Here is an 18,147-nt window from a genome sequence, read left to right as displayed (position 1 = left end):
TTTACGGAAGTTTAAGATAAGTAGGTGCATTCGAATGCTGCGCAAGGAAGCCTCAAGTGAAGAAAGACGCTCCCAGTTGCTCCAAATGCTCCGTAAAAGCAACCTGCCGGTGAAAGCCGCCGACCTGGCCAAAGCTACCGGAGTCAGCCGCCAGGTAATCGTCCAGGACATTGCTCTCCTGCGGGCAAAGCAAGAGCCGATCATAGCCACGTCTCAAGGGTATATCTACTCCACTCCCAACACCACTCCTGTAAGCGGAATCAGACAGGTTATCCATACCCGGCACACCCCGGCCGATATGGAAAAGGAGTTAAATATCCTGGTTGACCATGGCGTCACGGTCTTGGATGTAGGGATTGAACACCCGGTTTACGGGAAAATTTTTCGATCCTTAGGCCTGAAAACGCGCTATGATGTGAAGACTTTCGCCGCCGAAATGGCGCATAACCAGGCCAACCTCTTAAGTGCTCTCACCAATGGCCGGCACTCGCACACCGTGGAAGCCCCGGACGATCGCAGCCTGGAAAGGGCCCGCCAGAGCCTGGCTGAAGCCGGGTTTTTATTAGAGCAATAACAGGTAAAGCCACGCCCCGCACAAGGGAGATAATAGCAGATGACCGTTTCTGCTTCGGGCAGCGATTCCGTTGGGGTGAGACGGCAATGCCACCGGAATCGGCTTGGCCGATTTCGCGCCCCAACGCCTCTTTGAGGCCATTAATATGCAAGCGACCGCCTTAAACTGTATTACCTCGATGGCGCCGGAGCACGCCCGTTTATGATTGACGGCATTTACGGTAAACAAACCGCAGGAATCATAACCCAGATTCAAAAGAAATATATCATCGTATGGTTTTAAAGTTAGTTTATATTAATACGGTCGAGATGCTGCTAACATCCCGACCGTACAACTGGCTGCAGTGGGCGGCACCTGTGGCATACCCACGCACCATATAAAAAGAAACCCCCAACAATCTGACATTCTGCGGTGCCTATATTACAAAAATTTTTTCCAGCCTTATTTCCCCTACTTCTCCAACCCCGAGAAGTCCAGGGTCGCGAACAAATCCTCGATCGTTTCCGCGCGCCGGATCAGCTTTACCTTTCCGTCTTCCTTGAGCAATAGCTCGGCCGAGCGCAGTTTCCCGTTGTAGTTAAAGCCCATGGCGTGGCCGTGCGCACCGGTGTCGTGGATGACTACGATATCCCCGATGTCGATCTGGGGCAGCTCCCGGTCCACGGCGAACTTGTCATTGTTTTCGCACAGGCCCCCCGTTACATCATAGATATGGTCATGAGGAGCATTTTCTTTGCCCATAACCGTCACGTGGTGATAAGCCCCATACATGCCCGGGCGCATTAAGTTAGCCATGCTGGCGTCGAGGCCGACATAATGCTTATAAATATCCTTCTTGTGCAAAACGGTGGCTACCAGATATCCATAGGGGCCGGTAATCATGCGACCGCTCTCCATGGCAATCTTTAAGGGATGGAGTCCGCCCGGCACGATTTTGCTCTCGTAGGCTTCTTTAATTCCCCGGCCTACATACTCAAGGTCAACCGGCCCCTGCTCCGGCCGGTACGGAATTCCGATGCCGCCGCCCAAGTTAATCAGCTCAATCTTGATCCCCAAGGTCTGGTAGATCTCGAGCGCCAGGTCAAACATCATGTTGGCGGTTCCGATAAAGTAGTTGGGATCAAGCTCATTGGAAATTACCATGGTATGGAGCCCAAAGCGCTGCACTCCTTTGGCCTTGGCCGCTTTATATCCTTCAAACAGCTGAGCCTTGGTCAGACCGTACTTGGCATCCTCCGGTTTGCCGATAATGTCATTCCCGCCCTCGCGCAAAGGCCCGGGATTATAGCGAAAAGAGAGGATCTCCGGCAGGCCGGCGTGCTTTTCTAAGTAATCGATATGGGTAATGTCATCGAGGTTGATAATGGCCCCCAGTTCCCGCGCTTTTTGGTACTCCTCCGCAGGGGTGTCATTCGAGGTGAACATGATGTTTTCATCGAGAATGTGCACCTTTTCCGCGAGCATCAGCTCAGCCAGGGAGCTGCAGTCCGCCCCGAACCCTTCTTCCCGCAGGAGATTTAGGATATAGGGATTCGGGGTCGCCTTGACCGCGAAATATTCCTTGAACTCCGGAGCCCAGGAAAAGGCCTTGATTAAACGGCGGGCATTTTCCCGGATCGCTTTTTCGTCATAGATATGAAACGGAGTCCCGTACTCCGCAATAATCTGTTGCAATTGTTCTTTGTTAAAGGGCAATGTTTTTTGTGCCACGTTACGCTCCTCCACCTTTTCCTAATTTTTTGGGGACACACACGAAAAAGCGGTTCCGAACTACTCGCAACCGCATAAAGGCAAAGTTAACTTAAAACCCTACCCCGACACTGCAAATAGCCCTCCATCCGGACAGTGCCGGATGACAGTCGTGTGCTTATTCAACCCACGCCCAGCCAGGGTTCTCCAGTCTCAAACCCCCGCTTCGGCGGTGATTCCTTTCCAGCATCCCTCATCGCTGACTGAGCTTGGGATGTGTACTCTTAATCAACCGCACCTCTATTGCCTTATTAATTTGTTTCATTATCCTATATTCGTCGAAGTGTGTCAACAGTGGATTCAGGTATTTAGAATTCAGGAGTCAGAATTCAGAATATCGATTAAACTAGTCTAATTCTGACTCCTGTCTCCTGTCTCCCGAGTACAATACCCTATAAGCCAGCTGGTTACTTACACGTCGAACACGAACTGCCGCTGCCGCACTTGCTGCAATTACCGGAGCAGCCCGCCTCCAGCGGCTGGCGGCAGCGCGGGCAGCTTAGCGCCGGACCATCGAGCGGGTAACCGCACTGGGGGCAGCTTGCAACCATAACCGCACAGGCCGAGTGCTTCGTTTGAGCAGGTTCTGCTGCCGGTCTGACCCGTTCAAGCATTTTCGGAATCAGTTTAAACATCGTGTTCACTTCCTCTTTCCTATGCAATCCCTTTGGCACTGGTCTCGGGACGTTCTCCCCATACCTTATTTTTAAGAACTTTAACCGTGAACACCGTCACCAAAATCAAGCCCCAGAACACCGCGATAATCCCGGCAATTTGCAAGGGAGTCTCCGTGCCGATGAGGCGGGCGGACTGGGCCGTGATTCCTCCGATCAGGAAAGCAATCACCCAGGTGCTGAGCCACATGACCGCCGCCTCCCGCTTCGTGCGCTCCTTAAACATGACCATAATCGAAGCGATGCAGGGGACAAACAAAGTAATCGTGATCAGGGAGACAATCGTTTGAATCGGCGTCAGCGGCAGTCCGGCCAATCCGGCCGCGCCAAAGTCCCTGCGCACAATCCCCATGATAAAAGCGGTGGATGCGTCGCGGGGCAAGCCAAGCCAATTCACAGTCAGCGGAGCCAGCATATTTTGCAGGAAGGTTAAGACTCCCGTGACCTGGAACACGCTGATAATGAGAGCACCCAAGGCAAAGAGCGGGAGCGCTTCTTTGACAAACTGAGACGATTTGATCCAGGTCTTGGTTAAGACATTATTGAGGCGCGGGCGTCTCAGCGGGGGCAAATCAATCAGCAAATCCGAGGATTTTCCGGAGAGCAGGATATTCATTAAGGTCCCGACAGCAACCAACACACCTAAAATGATCATGATATAGAGTGCCGCAAACTGCGGGCCGACCGTGGCCAGCATCCCGGCAATCACTCCCAGCTGGGCGGAGCACGGGATGGCCAGGCCCAGGAGAAAAATGGCGATGCGCCGCTCCCGCTCCGAACCGAGCAGGCGGGTGGTAATCGTGGCCATGGTCACGCACCCAAAACCCAGAATCATGGGAATCACGGCCCGTCCGTTTAAGCCAATCCCGGTTAAGACCCGGTCGACCAAGGTGGCAATCCGCGGCAGGTACCCGGAATCCTCAAAGATGGATAAAAAGAGGTAAAACCCGGCCACCAGCGGCAAAAGCAAGCCGAAAACATAAGTTAAGGTCATGGTAAACAACCCAAATTCCCCGATCAGGATTGTCCCCAAAGCAGAACTTTCCTGTACGAACCGGCCTATGACCAAGCGGATAAACGGTTCCACATGCCCGATCATGATCGTCTCTTCCGTAAACCCCACCACTGTCCCGGCGACAAAGACTCCGATGAGTTTGTACATCAAGTATAAAGCCAGGATTAAAATCGGAATTCCGGTCAGGGGCCGGATCATCATCCGGTTTAAGGTGTTGACCCAGGCTGATTTGTTGTTCACTTCCCGGACCACATGCTCCACGATCTCATTCACGCGTTTACGCCGCTTAATGTAAATCTCTTCCCGGTGATTCAGCGGTTCCAGCCCGTGGCGCTGTGCCACCGCCGTATCCCCTTCGAGAATCAGCAAGGCTTCCCCTCGGCTTCCGACCCGGTCGCTCAGTTCATTCAGCATCCCCTGCAAATCCGGATCAGACTGGCCAACCCTGGCTTGATCGATGCTCTTTTTCAATTCATCCATTCCTTTTTTGGCAATCGCCACCGTCGGTATCACCGGCACGCCCAGCAATTTGCTGAGCAGGGCATGATCGATTTTCAGCCCCTGGCTCTCAGCCTCATCTACCATATTTAAGGCCACAATCACCGGAACGCCTGTGTCAATCACCTGCTGGGTTAAAAACAAATCCCGTTCCAGATAAACCGCGTTCACTACATTGATGACAATATCAGCGGTCAGAATCACATCACGGGCCACCCGTTCCTCATCATTGAAGGATGAAATTCCATAGACCCCGGGAGTATCGATCACCACATCCCCTTGGTATTGCCCGGAGGAAATCTCCAAGGTCGTACCCGGATAGTTGGACACATCCACATACATCCCGGTAAGACTGTTAAAAAAAACGGATTTACCGGCATTCGGATTTCCCGCAAGCACTAGGCGGCGGGCACCTTCCGGCACTTCTATCTCTAAACTGCAGCCATGACAGTGTGACATCTTTGCTCATCCCCTCTCGGTATCTCTTCTTCACGCAAAAACCTTAATCCCAAAATACTCCCTACTTATTCTGACTCCTGACTCCTGAATTCTGACTCCTGACTGCTGAAAAATTATACCAGCCGAACCCCGATCTCACGGGCCAGCTGCCTCCCCATGGCAATTAACTGCCGGTTCTTGCGCACCACCACCGGGCCCGCCGGCACCACCTCTTCGCAGGTTAGCCATTCCCCTTCCGCAATCCCGAAGCGAATCGCCTGGGCTCTGACATGATCATTCGGTATATGCGCAATCGTAAAAGACTGGCCTTTTTTTACCCCATCCAGCGTCATTTCTATTCCCCTCCCTTGTGACAACCATTATCAATTAAGTAAAAAGCGATACTTCAAAAGATGTCTCCTTCCTCAGAATAATGATAATGGAAATCTGCAATATGTCCCTGATATCTGTTAAGATACAAAGACTGATATACACATTTCTTTCTCATGCTAATGAGAACTGTTATCAATTTCCTTGCTTTTATTATAGTATTAATTCCGTCTATAAGTCAATCCCCAGTAAAACACTATGAAAAAACTTTTTTCTCAAATTGGGTATTGGCTATATTGGTTATAAAAAAACGGGGAAGAAATTCTCTTCCACGTTAAACAATTGATATTTGTGTTGTGACCGGTTCTGCTATGCTAATCCACGCGATAATGCGCACCCAGGCTCTCCGGGCGCTTCCAAGCGGCCTCTGTGATTAACTTTGCTGTCAGGAGAATGAGCCGCAACTGTCTTAAAGCCAGCAAGTCGCCATATTCCTGGCAAGAGTATGTTTTAAGATATGCCTCGAACTGACTGAGTTTTTCCTTAGCCTGCATGAGTCCGCTCCCGCTCCGCACAATGCCTACATGGAGCCCCATCAAGGTACGCATTTCTTTCTTAATTACATCCAGGCTCAATCCTTCTGTGTTACGCATTAAGTTTGCCTGCTTCAGGAAAATTCCGTCTTCGGCTAACAACCGCTCGATCTCGGCCCACTCTAATAACCCGTGTATACGCTCCGAACCCTGCGGCCTATCTAAAAGAGCGTTTTTCAAGTCCTCTCCTGCATGCCGCCCGGCAGCAAGCCCGAAAACCACAGCCTCAGTCAGGGCATTTCCAGCCAAACGGTTGGCTCCGTGCACCCCGCCTGTGACTTCCCCGCAGGCATAGAGTCCCGGCACACCGGTGCGCCCGCATTCATCAATCACGATTCCACCCATCATAAAATGGGCCGCTGTCCCGACTTCGACGGTTGTGCTCCCGTTCAGCCGCCTCTGAATCGGCTCGTATTCCCTCGCCATTTTAGAAGGAGGAACTTGGCTAAAATCTACATAAACCCCCCCGCGTTCACTGCCGCGCCCGCTATTAATTTCTTCATACACTGCCCTGGCCATAACATCCCGGGCCGCCATATCCCCCTGGGGGGAGTAGCGTACCATAAAGGCCTCACCCAATCTATTGCGCAGCACCGCTCCATCGCTGAAAGGAGCAGTGGATAGAACTTCTTTATTGGGTCCCATACTGACCGTGGGATGAAACTGGATAAATTCCAAATCCCGTAACTTTGCTCCAGCCAAGTGCCCGAGGGCATAGCCATCCCCGCTCACATCCCCTGCGTTCGTGGTCAGAGGATAAATCTGCCCGACCCCGCCACTGGCTAGAATTACAACCCTGGCTTCGATGACCCAAACTCGTGGCCGGCTGCGATCTAACCCGTAAGCACCACCAACCATTCCATCTTTCTTTAACAGACCCGTAATCAAGATACCGTTAATTAGTTGAATTCCCGTTTCTTTGGCTTTATTCAATAAGGGCAAGCTCAAAGCCAAACCCGCATTATGAGTAGAGCGCAAATGCCGGGCATCCACTGTAATAATCCGTTGGCGGCGGTGACCGGGAGATCCTTTGGTTGAGATGCTCCCGTCTCCATCTTGGCGCAGAAAGGGTACACCCCAGCGCTCCAGGCTTTTAATGCCTGCTTCCGCCTGCTGGGCCAAGGCCTCAACCAACTTGAGCTCATTCAAATTGGCCCCGGCTGTAAGCGTATCTTCTATATGCTCACTGATCGTGCCGCTTTTAGGCGCTTCCGTCAGCACAGCCGCCATACTATTGCGAGTCATGATGGTGTTTCCGCTTTGGCCCGCTTTTCCCTTAGAAACAAGGGTTACGGTCAAACCCCCGGCCCTTAATTCCAAGGCCGCGCTTAAACCCGCCAGCCCCCCGCCAATAACTAAGGCATCTGTCTGCACACGCTCTAAATCCACCCCAATCCCCCCTGCATATCTGTTTCTAAAGAATTCGCCGTCGAAAACAAAATCTCCTTGCCTCGGCAGGAAATCTTGCATGAAAAAAGAAAAGATTACAAAAAGCTTAATGCTTGCGGCTCAAGAATACGGGATTGATTCCATTCCGGCCGTAAGCCTGGTCGCTTACCCGGAAATTATCCGCCGCGAACTGAACATCCCGGACAACCTCATGGTATTCTTCGGAATCGCCCTTGGATATGCCGATAGTAACCACCCGGTGAACAAACCTCGCAGCCTGCGCCGCCCGGTTGAGGATGTTGTTCGGATAATTGGCGCTTAAGCGCCGAGGTCAATCGTTTCATCCTCCGCAATTTGATCGAGATTATCCTTCCACAGGTATTCCCGCGTTTCCTTAACAATCACACTGCTTAAGGCCAGCAGGGCAATAAGGTTAGGAATCGCCATCAGGCCATTGGTAAGATCGGCAAAGTCCCAGACCAGTGAGAGGGAGAACACCGATCCCGCAAAGACCCCTGCCACCCAGGCCAACCGGTAAATCAGAATTGACTTTTTGCCAAACAAATACTCAAAACTTTTTTCACCATAGTATGACCATCCAAGAATCGTTGAAAAAACGAAAGTCAAGAGCCCAACTGTCAATACCAATGGCCCAATCACCGGGATATTGCCGAAGGCCGCATGGGTCAGCTTGCCGCCATTTAGTCCTTGCATCCACACGCCTGTATTGACAATGGTTAGACCGGTCACGGCACATACGATGACTGTATCCCAAAACGTGCCGGTTGACGACACCAAAGCCTGGCGCACCGGGTTTCTGGTCTGGGCTGCAGCCGCAACAATCGGTGCGCTTCCAAGACCGGATTCATTTGAGAAGAGGCCCCTGGAAACCCCATAGCGCATGGCCATCATCACCGTAGACCCGGCAAAACCACCGGCAGCTGCCTGCCCGGTAAAAGCACTTTTGAAAATCAAAGCAATAGAACCGGGAATCGTCTTCCATTCGAGAGCTAGAATGATAAGACAGCCTATAACATAGAAAGCTGCCATAAAAGGTACCAGCAGGTCATTCACTCTGGCAATCCGTTTAACGCCACCAATGACTACAATTGCTGTTAAAAGCGCCAGAACAATGCCGGTGATGTAGGTTGGAAGGGCGAATTGTTCATTTAACATGGTTGCGATGGAATTTGCCTGCACCATATTGCCAATCCCAAATGCGGCAATACTGGCAAACAAAGCAAAAAGTATCCCCAACCATTTCATTTTGAGCCCATATTCCAGCACATACATCGGACCGCCGGCCATGGTGCCGTCACTGGTCTTTATCCGGTATTTGACCGAAAGTAAAGCCTCCGCATATTTGGTGGCAATCCCGAAGACCCCGGTAAACCAGGTCCAGAGGACAGCACCCGGACCGCCCAGAGAGATAGCTGTGGCAACCCCTACAATGTTGCCGGTGCCAATCGTGGCGGCCAAAGCGGTGGCCAGGGCGCTGAACTGGCTGACATCGCCCTGGGCGTAATCATCCTTGGTTACGGAAAGCTTGATCGCCTTTCCGATGTACCTTTGAATGAACCGGAGCCGAATCGTAAGAAATAAGTGAGTGCCTAAAAGCAGAATGAGCAAAGGCCAGCCCCAGAGCCAGCTGTCAATAGCGGAAATTACAGCATGAAATGAATCCATAATTAATCCCCCTTAAAATGTGAATCACCTAAATAATCCAACCATAATTATCTAATAATCCCGGGTTATACGCGCATAGTATTTCCATGAACTAAAACAAACATGAATTTCAACGCATCAAGAAAAAAGAAAGCCGCTCAGAGTGATAAATCTTCGCGACTTACACAAAACCATCTTTATTAGCATTACTGAGTAATCAATACTAACTCCTGACTCCTGAATACTTGCTACTTAGATGTATACAGCTTATACAACGCCTGAGTCCCGCTGTTTTCTTCTCCGGCCGCTGCCAGGCTGTCATAAAGGGACTTCACCAGTTCTAAACCCGGCAAGTTAAGCTTCATTTCGGCCGCCGACTCTAAAGCAATGGTCATATCCTTGATAAAATGCTTAACATAAAACCCGGGGGCAAAATTATCCTTAAGCATACGCGGGGCCAGGTTGCTCAGAGACCAGCTTCCGGCTGCCCCGGTTTCAATGCTTTGGAGGACACGGGCCGGGTCAAGTCCGGATTTTTTCGCATACGCCATCGCTTCCGCTACTCCAATCATCGTACCCGCTATCGCAATCTGGTTGCACATTTTGGTATATTGCCCCGCGCCGGCCGCTCCCTGCAACACAATATTTTTACCCAATCGTTCAAAAATAGGCTTTACCGCCTGAAACGCTTCCTCATCCCCTCCAACCATGATTGCCAGCCTGGCCTCACGCGCACCGATATCCCCACCGGAAACGGGGGCATCCAAGGCGTGAACCTGCTTTATCTTCGCTGCAGCATAGATCCTTTGCGCCAAGACCGGAGAAGAGGTCGTCATATCAATGAGATAGCTTCCCTGCTGAACATGTTGGACCACCCCGTCTTCCCCAAGGTATACTTCTTCCACATCACGCGGATACCCGACCGTCGTAATAACGACATTACTCTCTGCCGCCAATTCAGCCACGCGGCCGCGCCAGAGCGCTCCGGCATTCAACAGTTCCTCTGCCTTGGACTGGGTCCGGTTATGTACGACCACCTTATACCCAGCTTTCAACAAATGTCCGGCCATGCTTTTTCCCATCACACCCGTACCAATGAAACCGATTACCGTATTTTGGGGGCTAAGAGACATAGTGTTCACTCCAATTCTTTCCTTAAATTAAATTGAATTCTGATACCTAACATTAATCTTTCCTATGACGAAGAGGGATTTGCTCACCTTTGTCGAATAATGTATGGACTCAAAGCACAAGCAAGGGGTTGTTTTACATGACAGACCAGACAACAATAGAATCGCCGCAGACTCTGCTCCAAGACAAAAACCGGGCAAAACTAAACCGCACGCTCACGCTGAATCCGGAAGAAGCAGCCCTCTACGCCAAACAGCTGGTTCACCTGGACCAAAAGGTTGAACCGGAAAGAATCTTAAACAAAACCATTAACCAGGATTTATTCGGGGTTCTGGATTTCCTGCCCCCGGCCTTCGTGGATTTACTCTTTATCGACCCTCCTTATAACCTGACCAAAACCTTTAACGGCAAGACTTTCAGCCAGATGGACGTTCATAAGTACAGCGAATGGCTTGACTCCTGGCTCTCCCGCCTTCTCCCCGCCTTAAAGCCGGAGGCTTCTGTGTACATCTGCGGGGATTGGCTCTCCAGCGCCTCCATTTTCGAAGTCGCCTCCAAATATTTCAAAGTACGCAACCGCATTACCTGGGAACGGGAAAAAGGACGGGGAGCTCAGAGCAACTGGAAAAACTCATCCGAAGACATCTGGTTCTGTACCCTTTCGGATAAATATACCTTTAATGTGGATCAAGTTAAACTGAAAAAGAGAGTCATCGCGCCTTACCGGGATGAAGCCGGTAAACCCAAAGACTGGGATGATAAGGAGGACGGCAAGTACCGCCTCACCCACCCTTCCAATCTCTGGACGGATTTAACCGTACCTTTCTGGTCCATGCCGGAAAACACCGATCATCCCACCCAAAAACCGGAGAAACTCTTAGCCAAGGTTATCCTCGCCAGTTCCAATGAAGGCGATGTCGTTTTAGATCCCTTCCTAGGATCCGGCACCACCTCCGTGGTGGCCAAAAAGCTCAACCGCCGCTACGTCGGCATCGAGCTTGACCAGACATACTGCTGCCTGGCTGAAAAAAGGCTGGCCTTAGCCGACACGGACCGTTCCATTCAAGGCTACCACGACAACGTCTTCTGGGAGCGCAACACCCTCCAGGAACAGAAAAAATATAACCGGGAGCCAAAGGGCATTTCCAAGGCTGCGGATTTGCAAATGAATAATTTTCCGGCCTTAGGATGCAGACAATAAACGGTAAATCGTCATACTCGAACAGTTTTTTCAGGCTTAAGACCGTATTGGAAAAGGTAATTATTGGAAGTATAGGCATGGCGCACGGCTTACCTTCCCTGTGCCAGGAAAACCTTGCGGTCTTGTTTTAACCCTAGCTTTGGTGTTAGTTCAGCAATCAGCCCCGATTTAGCAATCGGGGCATTTTCTGTATAGTAACGGTCCAATTCTCTGATTAAATCTGCAGCGAACATCCGATCACTCCCCCAAGGCTAATCAGCATTAAGCTTATTATAGTCTCTTAGTGCAGCGGAAACCAATATAATTCACCCTTAGGTATTTCGATTCGTTGAACGAATGAAGGGAATGAAATACTTCTGAAAAATTCATACTAACATTGCAACTCGTTTATTTTCCTGAAAACTAGGACATGCGGAGGGCAACTATCTATGAAACCTCTGTCACCCCGGCTCAAAAAATGGCTTCTACTCGCCGTCCCGGTTATCTTAGCTTTGGCCGTGTTTGTCCGGTACGAATTCGAACACACCTCCACCAACCAATACTGCGGTTACACCTGCCATATCATGAGGCCTGCTTACGAATCTTCTTTTCACAATGTACACCGGGAGGAGATGAACGTAAACTGCCGCGACTGCCATCTTCCCGAAGAAAACCTGGCGGAAACCTTAGTGTACAAGGCCTACTCCGGTGCCAGGGATTATTATAAAAACACCTTTGACCCCCCGGACGTGCTTCGTACCACGGATTGGAGCCGCGACATCATTCAAAGCAACTGTATCCGCTGCCACCAAACCGTGGTTGAACACATCAATATTTCCGGCGGCAAGCTCTGCTTCGAATGCCACCGCGGCATCCCTCACGGGCAATGGTATCAGCCGTTTAGCTCAGAGAAGATTTACACTCCGATCCGGTAATAAATCTTAGGAGGTCACACGAATGAATAAAGCTTGGCGAAGCATCATCCTGCTGGGGTTGATATCCTTGCTCCTGGCAGCCCTCGCCTTCGGGTGTGCGCAAAAAGCTCCCACTCCCCCCACCACAGCCACGATTCCTGCGGGAGAACCGGATCCGGCTGTCTGGGGCAAGGTCTATCCTGATCAGTACGCGAGCTACCTCAAACAAAAAGAAATGACTAAGGGTAACTCCAAATACGGGGGCTCTGTCCCGGAATCCCACCTGAAAGAAGCCCCAGTACAAGTCAAACTTTTTGCCGGTTATCCTTTTTCCGAGGATTACAATGAGGAGCGGGGCCATGTGTGGGCCTTGGAAGACGTCACCAAAACCCAGCGCGTCGGCCCCAAGACCATCAGCTCCTGCTGGAACTGCAAAAGCCCGAATGTCCCGCCCCTGATCGAAAAAATGGGGGATTCGTTTTGGTCTACTCCGTTTGACCAGTTAAAAGACCAGATCAAGCATCCGATTGCCTGTGCCGACTGCCATGATGCCCAGACCAATGCCCTGAAAATCACGCGCGTCACCTTGCTTGACGCGCTCAAAACCAGAGGTGTGGATCCCGCCAAGCTCAGCCGCCAAGAGATGCGGACCATGGTCTGCGCCCAGTGCCATGTGGAATACTATTTCAGACCGGAAGACAAACGGGTCACCTATCCCTGGAAATACGGCCTTAAAATGGACGATGCGGAAAAACTCTACGAAGAAATAAACTTCAAAGACTGGGACCACAAGGAAAGCGGGGCTCCCATGCTGAAAGCCCAGCACCCCGACTATGAACTCTTTTCCACCGGAGTACACGCGGCCAACGGAGTGGCCTGCGCGGACTGCCACATGCCTTACATCAAGCAGGGAACCTCCAAGATTTCTTCCCACCAGATTCAAAGCCCGCTGAACTCGCTCTCCCAATCCTGTCAGACCTGCCACAAACAAAGTGAACAGTACTTAAAAGACCAGGTGATTGGCACTCAGGACCAAGTATTTAAGACGAAAGTATCCTTGGAAAAGGCACTCTCTGATGCGATCGACGCCATTAATACCGCATCCAAAAATCCGAATGCCAAAGCCGAGATGATGACTCAGGCACGCACCCTCCACCGCAAATCCCAATGGCGCTGGGATTATATCTCAGCCGAGAACAGCATGGGCTTCCACAGCCCGAAAGAAGCTTTGCGTGTTCTGGGCGAGGGAATTGATTTGGCCCGTCAGGCCCAGCTCACAGCGAACTTGGCGGTTGGAACGGCAGCCGGCGGCACAGCGAACCCGGATGCCGGCAAGACCCCCGGTGCCGGAACCTCCGTCGATGCCGCCGGACCGGGTGCTGCGCCGAAGCAGCAGTAATAATTACAGACAAGGTTTACTAAGCAGCTGTTAAAACTCGCAGTTATTCACTGTCCGCGGGAAGGGAATCACATCGCGGATGTTGCTGATCCCCGTGAGATACATGATCAGGCGCTCAAACCCGAGGCCGTAGCCCGCATGTTTCACCCCGCCGAATTTGCGCAGTTCGAGATACCACCAATAGTCCTCTTTCTTCAGCCCTAACTCGTCCATCCTGCGCTCCAAGACTTCCAGGCGCTCCTCGCGCTGGCTGCCCCCGATGATTTCCCCGACCCCCGGAACCAGCAGATCCATCGCAGCCACCGTCTTATTATCCTCATTCAGCCTCATATAAAAAGCCTTGATGTCTTTAGGATAGCCGGTGACGAACACCGGCTTCTTAAAGACTTTTTCCGTGAGATAGCGTTCATGCTCGGTCTGGAGATCACTCCCCCAAGCTACCGGGTAGGTGAACTCCTCCTTGGATTTTTGCAGGATCTCAATCGCCTCGGTGTAGGTAACATGCCCAAACTCCGAGTCGACGATATTCTGCAGGCGCTCAAACAGTCCTTTGTCAATAAAGTTATTGCAAAAAGCCATTTCCTCCGGCGCCTGCTCCAACGCATACCGGATGAGATACTTCATCATGTCTTCCGCCAATTGCATATCATCTCGAAGCTCCGCAAAGGCAATCTCCGGCTCAATCATCCAGAACTCGGCGGCATGGCGGGCGGTATTGGAATTCTCGGCCCGGAAGGTCGGTCCAAAGGTATAGATTTTATTGAAGGCGAGGCAGTAAGCTTCTCCATTCAGCTGTCCGCTCACCGTCAGGTTGGTTTCCTTACCAAAGAAGTCCTGGGAAAAATCCACCTCTCCGTCCTCAGTGCGCGGCGGACTGTTTAGGCTTAAAGTGGAGACCCGGAACATTTCCCCTGCCCCTTCGGCATCACTGCCGGTAATAATCGGGGTATGCACGTACACAAATCCCCGCTCCTGGAAAAACCGGTGGATCGCATAGGCCAGCAGCGACCTCAGGCGAAACACCGCCGCATACGTGTTGGTGCGCGGCCTTAAATGAGCAATGGTGCGGAGATATTCGAAGCTGTGCCTTTTCTTTTGCAGCGGATAATCCGTCGGACACAGGCTCAAGACCTCGATTTTCTCTGCTTTCAGCTCAAACGGCTGCTTCTCTCCCGGCGATTCGGCCAGGATTCCTTCGACCGCGATGGCTGAGCTGAGCGTCAATTTGGCAATCTCTTTGAAGTTAGCTAAATTCTCATCAAATACCACCTGAAGGCTGTTAAAAAAGGTACCGTCATTCAGTTCTATAAACCCGAACGCCTTAAGATCGCGTACCGTCCGTACCCAGCCTTCGAGCCTAAGCGGCCGGCCCAGAAACTTCTCTTTCTCACGAAATATATCTTTAATATCTACCTTGGGCAACGCGCGTTCTCCTTTCTTTACCGATAATTACTTTTAGCTTTCCTGCGGCTGTTCCTTTTGGTAACTTTTCCTTGCGATAACCTTTCTTGGGATAACTTTTACCTTCATATTATAACCATAATACTATTCAGTTTCCAATTATACGAAACAGTTCTTCCCTTTCTTTCACAGTCTCTTATTCCTTTCTAGCGTTTAATCAAGCCTATGCTTATTTGCATCTTGTATTTTGTATAATGTATTAATGCATCATGTATATTTGCATTAGTATTAAGTATACAAGGTGAAAATGTCTAGGCAATTAACCTTTTTTTTGCTAGACTACAACCAGATTACGCAAACTGGCATAGCTGTTCACTATGCGGCCAGTCTCAGTTTCATGGGCGGACTTTTTCATAGTAAAGTTTTTTTTGCCGCAGAGGACAGTAGAAAAAAACCAAAAAACGGGAGGATGGTAGAAAATGAGTTTCAGCAAAGGAATCAACCAAACACTGGCCACTTTGACTAAGGCCCGGGCCGGAGATGACATTGCCCCCTACAGCGGGATGTGTGTCACTTGCTTGGACGGCTGTGCCGGCTTGTGTGAAGTTGGCAAATCCGCCGTCCGCGGCAAAGAAGTACTGTATCCGGCTCCTTTTGGCAAAACAACTTCAGCCTCGGAGAAAGATTATCCTGTTGATTACTCCCACTTTAACATAATGGGTACTGCCGTAGGGGCTCACGGCATTGAAGCCGACCCCGAAACGGCCATATTCCCAGCGGTCAACTTAGGGCGCGAAATCGGAGCCGACACCAAGATCAAAGTCCGCTTGCCCATCGTCATTGGAGCCATGGGTTCCACCAATGTCGCAGCTGACAACTGGGACCACCTGGCAGCAGGCGCCGCCATTTCCGGTGTGCCGATTGTCATCGGGGAAAACGTCTGCGGCATGGACCCGGACGTTGAAATAAAAAACGGGCGCGTGGTTAACTCCCCTGCCCTCGCGGCCCGGGTTAAAGCTTTTAAGGATTTTTACCAGGGAGAAGGCACAATTGCAGTTCAAGCAAATGTTGAAGACACCAAGCTCGGAGTTCAGGAATACGCCTTGGAAAAGCTCGGCGTTGAGGCGGTCGAACTCAAATGGGGCCAAGGAGCCAAAGATATCGGCGGTGAGGTTAAGTTAAATACCCTCGAACGCGCCCTCCAGTTAAAAAGCCGCGGCTACATCGTCCTGCCGGACCCCACGGACGCTAACGTGCAAGCTGCTTATAAAGCCGGGGCCTTTACTGAATTTGAACGGCATTCCCGCATCGGCATGGTCACGGAAGAAAGCTTCCATGCCCGGGTACAGGAAGTACGCAAGGCCGGCGCCAAACAAGTTTTCCTGAAGACCGGGGCCTACCGGCCTGCGGATTTAGCGCGCGCCGTTAAGTTCGCATCCGATGCTAAAATTGACCTCCTCACCGTAGACGGGGCGGGCGGAGGCACCGGCATGAGCCCGTGGCGCATGATGAACGAATGGGGTTTGCCCACGGTCTATATTCAGGCCCTGTTAGTTAAATATTTAGACAAGCTAGCCAAGAAAGGAAGATACATCCCCAATGTAGCCATCGCCGGCGGGTTCTCCCTCGAAGATCAGGTGTTCAAAGGACTATCATTAGGAGCGCCTTATATCAGCCTGGTTGAAATGGCAAGGGCTCCTTTGGCCAGTGCCATGGTCGGCAAGACTGTTGGACAAATGGTTAAAAGCGGCAAAGTGCCGAACGAGTATAAGAAATACGGAGAAGAAGTTGAGCAAGTCTTCATCCTTGCTTCTGAGCTTAAAACAAAGCTTGGCTCAGACTTTGAACGTTTGCCGGTCGGAGCCATCGGAGTCTACACTTACTTTGAGCGCATTGCCCAAGGCCTGCGCCAATTCATGACCGGTGCCCGCAAGTTCTCGCTCGAATACATTACCAGAGACGACATCGCGGCGCTCACCAGAGAAGCCGCTGACATCACCGGCATCACCTATATCATGGACTTAGATGCCGAGGAAGCGGAAAAGATTTTGGAGTAGCAATAAGATTAGAGTAACATTATAAGGAGCATAATGCTATAATGCAATTTTATATTTAAGAGATATAGAGGACTGTCCAAAGTGTAGCCTTGGAACAGTCCTCTTTGTTAAAGTCAAAATCCTTCAGTTCGCATACAGTCCACCAGACTGCTCGTCAGCGGTCTACTGATCTTCGGTCTATCAATCCCTGGTCTGTTCAGTGCCGGACTTAGACTCGAACCCTGGCCACAACCAAGGAACTCCCCAGCAAAAGCACAATCCCGAGTCCAATAATTAAGATGTACGATCCGGTCAAGTCATAGAGAACTCCCGGGATGAAAGAACCGGCCGCCCCTCCCAACTGGTGGCTGACGGACACTAAGCCGAACACCGTTCCGATGGGGTGCTTCTTAAACATATCCGTGCACAGGGAGCTGGTCGGAGCAATCGAAGCCATCTCCGTCAAGCCGTAAAAGACCGCAAACACAATTAGCATCCACGATGCCTGCACCGTCAGCAGCAAAGCAAAGGTCAGGGCACGGATAATGTAAATCAGGGCCAGGAGCCTGCTGCGGGAAAGCCTATCTGAAAGATACCCAGACTATGATTCAAATACAACTGAACCATCATAGAAATCGAAAAATATTTGTTTTACTACTTCTCCATTCGATGACTTTGCCCACCAAAAAATATTGCTCGATGATTTTTTAAGATAAGAGTGAATGGAGTTTTTTATATTATCCGGAACATATATTAGTTGCAATTGATCGAGGCCATCAAGATTCTGTTGGCGTAACACTTCTTGAACTTGATGACGTGAAACGCCATCTTTAAGGTTAATACTAAAGACAATGCTTTTGCTATTGTAGTTAATTGAAGATTATTTTCAAGCGCCATAAAAGGCAGTGCACCTCCATTCCCAAACTCAGGAACTGGTTGCTTCACCCCCTTTCCAGCCTGGGATAGTCAATAACTTGTCAAGTATTCCAACGAACCAATAGCCCGTTGGTGTTAAGGTAAAAGCCTGCCACCACAATCCGATAGCGATTAACCAATTTAAAAAGCTCCCCGGGCCTAAGGCAATAGAGATGCTCGACATAAATACAGCCAAGAGAAATGTTACCTTTCGAATCTTAGCCTTTTGCACTTGACTTTTGATAG

Annotated in this window: 15 protein-coding genes, 2 pseudogenes and 1 riboswitch; of the genes and pseudogenes, 6 read left to right on the top strand and 11 right to left on the bottom strand. The window is 50.6% G+C overall.

Going from position 1 to position 18,147, the window contains the following annotated elements:
• The first annotated feature begins 34 nt into the window (after window positions 1-34).
• On the top strand, window positions 35-574 hold the full coding sequence (locus tag J0X21_RS10605) for a transcription repressor NadR (protein WP_206812181.1): 540 nt from the start codon (window positions 35-37) through the stop codon (window positions 572-574).
• Window positions 575-1,024: 450 nt separating this feature from the next.
• Here the strand turns inward: J0X21_RS10605 and lysA are convergent, their stop codons facing one another.
• The 5 genes from lysA to J0X21_RS10580 all read right to left on the bottom strand — a co-directional run bounded on the left by lysA (window position 1,025) and on the right by J0X21_RS10580 (window position 7,260).
• Window positions 1,025-2,284, bottom strand: coding sequence for a diaminopimelate decarboxylase (lysA, locus tag J0X21_RS10600; RefSeq protein WP_206812180.1), 1,260 nt, complete (start codon window positions 2,282-2,284; stop codon window positions 1,025-1,027).
• Window positions 2,285-2,393: 109 nt separating this feature from the next.
• A riboswitch (Lysine riboswitch) is annotated at window positions 2,394-2,574 on the bottom strand.
• 156 nt (window positions 2,575-2,730) lie between these two features.
• On the bottom strand, window positions 2,731-2,958 hold the full coding sequence (locus tag J0X21_RS10595; protein ID WP_206812179.1) for a hypothetical protein: 228 nt from the start codon (window positions 2,956-2,958) through the stop codon (window positions 2,731-2,733).
• Between the two features lie 19 nt (window positions 2,959-2,977).
• Complete coding sequence (feoB, locus tag J0X21_RS10590; RefSeq protein WP_206812178.1) at window positions 2,978-4,969, bottom strand: ferrous iron transport protein B; 1,992 nt, start codon at window positions 4,967-4,969, stop codon at window positions 2,978-2,980.
• A 113-nt stretch (window positions 4,970-5,082) separates the two neighbouring features.
• Window positions 5,083-5,301: a ferrous iron transport protein A gene (locus J0X21_RS10585; RefSeq protein WP_206812177.1), complete on the bottom strand. Its 219-nt coding sequence runs from the start codon at window positions 5,299-5,301 to the stop codon at window positions 5,083-5,085.
• A 351-nt stretch (window positions 5,302-5,652) separates the two neighbouring features.
• Window positions 5,653-7,260: an L-aspartate oxidase gene (locus J0X21_RS10580; protein ID WP_206812176.1), complete on the bottom strand. Its 1,608-nt coding sequence runs from the start codon at window positions 7,258-7,260 to the stop codon at window positions 5,653-5,655.
• A 79-nt stretch (window positions 7,261-7,339) separates the two neighbouring features.
• Here J0X21_RS10580 and J0X21_RS10575 point away from each other — a divergent pair, with 79 nt between their 5' ends.
• The gene (locus J0X21_RS10575) at window positions 7,340-7,582 is read left to right on the top strand and encodes a nitroreductase family protein (RefSeq protein ID WP_206812175.1); all 243 of its coding nucleotides are present in this window, start codon (window positions 7,340-7,342) and stop codon (window positions 7,580-7,582) included.
• On the opposite strand, the gene J0X21_RS10570 is transcribed toward J0X21_RS10575, so the two are convergent.
• Together J0X21_RS10570 and J0X21_RS10565 are read right to left on the bottom strand one after the other, a co-directional pair.
• Window positions 7,579-8,946 (bottom strand): alanine/glycine:cation symporter family protein, encoded by a 1,368-nt coding sequence (locus J0X21_RS10570; protein WP_206812174.1) that lies wholly within the window; start codon window positions 8,944-8,946, stop codon window positions 7,579-7,581. The two genes, J0X21_RS10575 and J0X21_RS10570, sit on opposite strands and share 4 nt — an antisense overlap.
• Before the next feature lie 227 nt (window positions 8,947-9,173).
• On the bottom strand, window positions 9,174-10,058 hold the full coding sequence (locus J0X21_RS10565; RefSeq protein ID WP_206812173.1) for an NAD(P)-dependent oxidoreductase: 885 nt from the start codon (window positions 10,056-10,058) through the stop codon (window positions 9,174-9,176).
• Between the two features lie 137 nt (window positions 10,059-10,195).
• On the opposite strand from J0X21_RS10565, the gene J0X21_RS10560 reads away from it, so the two are divergent.
• On the top strand, window positions 10,196-11,257 hold the full coding sequence (locus J0X21_RS10560) for a DNA-methyltransferase (RefSeq protein WP_206812172.1): 1,062 nt from the start codon (window positions 10,196-10,198) through the stop codon (window positions 11,255-11,257).
• Window positions 11,258-11,346: 89 nt separating this feature from the next.
• Here J0X21_RS10560 and J0X21_RS10555 read toward each other — a convergent pair whose 3' ends face one another.
• Complete coding sequence (locus J0X21_RS10555; RefSeq protein ID WP_206812171.1) at window positions 11,347-11,490, bottom strand: hypothetical protein; 144 nt, start codon at window positions 11,488-11,490, stop codon at window positions 11,347-11,349.
• Between the two features lie 195 nt (window positions 11,491-11,685).
• Here J0X21_RS10555 and J0X21_RS10550 point away from each other — a divergent pair, with 195 nt between their 5' ends.
• Window positions 11,686-12,171, top strand: coding sequence for a NapC/NirT family cytochrome c (locus J0X21_RS10550; protein WP_206812170.1), 486 nt, complete (start codon window positions 11,686-11,688; stop codon window positions 12,169-12,171).
• Between the two features lie 22 nt (window positions 12,172-12,193).
• On the top strand, window positions 12,194-13,549 hold the full coding sequence (locus J0X21_RS10545; RefSeq protein ID WP_206812169.1) for an ammonia-forming cytochrome c nitrite reductase subunit c552: 1,356 nt from the start codon (window positions 12,194-12,196) through the stop codon (window positions 13,547-13,549).
• A gap of 30 nt (window positions 13,550-13,579) precedes the next feature.
• Here the strand turns inward: J0X21_RS10545 and asnS are convergent, their stop codons facing one another.
• Complete coding sequence (asnS, locus tag J0X21_RS10540) at window positions 13,580-14,956, bottom strand: asparagine--tRNA ligase (RefSeq protein ID WP_407947645.1); 1,377 nt, start codon at window positions 14,954-14,956, stop codon at window positions 13,580-13,582.
• 473 nt (window positions 14,957-15,429) lie between these two features.
• Between asnS and J0X21_RS10535 the strand changes: the two genes are divergently transcribed.
• Entirely contained in the window at window positions 15,430-17,007 is a 1,578-nt protein-coding gene (locus tag J0X21_RS10535) for an FMN-binding glutamate synthase family protein (protein ID WP_206812167.1), read from the top strand.
• 208 nt (window positions 17,008-17,215) lie between these two features.
• Here the strand turns inward: J0X21_RS10535 and J0X21_RS10530 are convergent.
• Window positions 17,216-17,572: pseudogene (locus J0X21_RS10530) on the bottom strand (MFS transporter); the annotation flags it as partial.
• A 339-nt stretch (window positions 17,573-17,911) separates the two neighbouring features.
• A pseudogene (locus J0X21_RS10525) lies at window positions 17,912-18,147 on the bottom strand (accessory gene regulator ArgB-like protein); the annotation flags it as partial.

The organism is Paradesulfitobacterium ferrireducens (genome assembly GCF_017310645.1).
Classification (GTDB): Bacteria; Bacillota; Desulfitobacteriia; order Desulfitobacteriales; family Desulfitobacteriaceae; genus Paradesulfitobacterium; species Paradesulfitobacterium ferrireducens.
This window is presented reverse-complemented; position numbering and strand designations above follow the sequence as displayed.

Coding starts and splice junctions, on each gene's coding strand:
- J0X21_RS10605 (WP_206812181.1), top strand. CDS start 35: ATGCTGCGCAAGGAAGCCTCAAGTGAAGAAAGACGCTCCCAGTTGCTC.
- J0X21_RS10595 (WP_206812179.1), bottom strand. CDS start 2,958: ATGTTTAAACTGATTCCGAAAATGCTTGAACGGGTCAGACCGGCAGCA.
- feoB (WP_206812178.1), bottom strand. CDS start 4,969: ATGTCACACTGTCATGGCTGCAGTTTAGAGATAGAAGTGCCGGAAGGT.
- J0X21_RS10585 (WP_206812177.1), bottom strand. CDS start 5,301: ATGACGCTGGATGGGGTAAAAAAAGGCCAGTCTTTTACGATTGCGCAT.
- J0X21_RS10575 (WP_206812175.1), top strand. CDS start 7,340: ATGAAAAAAGAAAAGATTACAAAAAGCTTAATGCTTGCGGCTCAAGAA.
- J0X21_RS10570 (WP_206812174.1), bottom strand. CDS start 8,946: ATGGATTCATTTCATGCTGTAATTTCCGCTATTGACAGCTGGCTCTGG.
- J0X21_RS10565 (WP_206812173.1), bottom strand. CDS start 10,058: ATGTCTCTTAGCCCCCAAAATACGGTAATCGGTTTCATTGGTACGGGT.
- J0X21_RS10560 (WP_206812172.1), top strand. CDS start 10,196: ATGACAGACCAGACAACAATAGAATCGCCGCAGACTCTGCTCCAAGAC.
- J0X21_RS10555 (WP_206812171.1), bottom strand. CDS start 11,490: ATGTTCGCTGCAGATTTAATCAGAGAATTGGACCGTTACTATACAGAA.
- J0X21_RS10550 (WP_206812170.1), top strand. CDS start 11,686: ATGAAACCTCTGTCACCCCGGCTCAAAAAATGGCTTCTACTCGCCGTC.
- J0X21_RS10545 (WP_206812169.1), top strand. CDS start 12,194: ATGAATAAAGCTTGGCGAAGCATCATCCTGCTGGGGTTGATATCCTTG.
- J0X21_RS10535 (WP_206812167.1), top strand. CDS start 15,430: ATGAGTTTCAGCAAAGGAATCAACCAAACACTGGCCACTTTGACTAAG.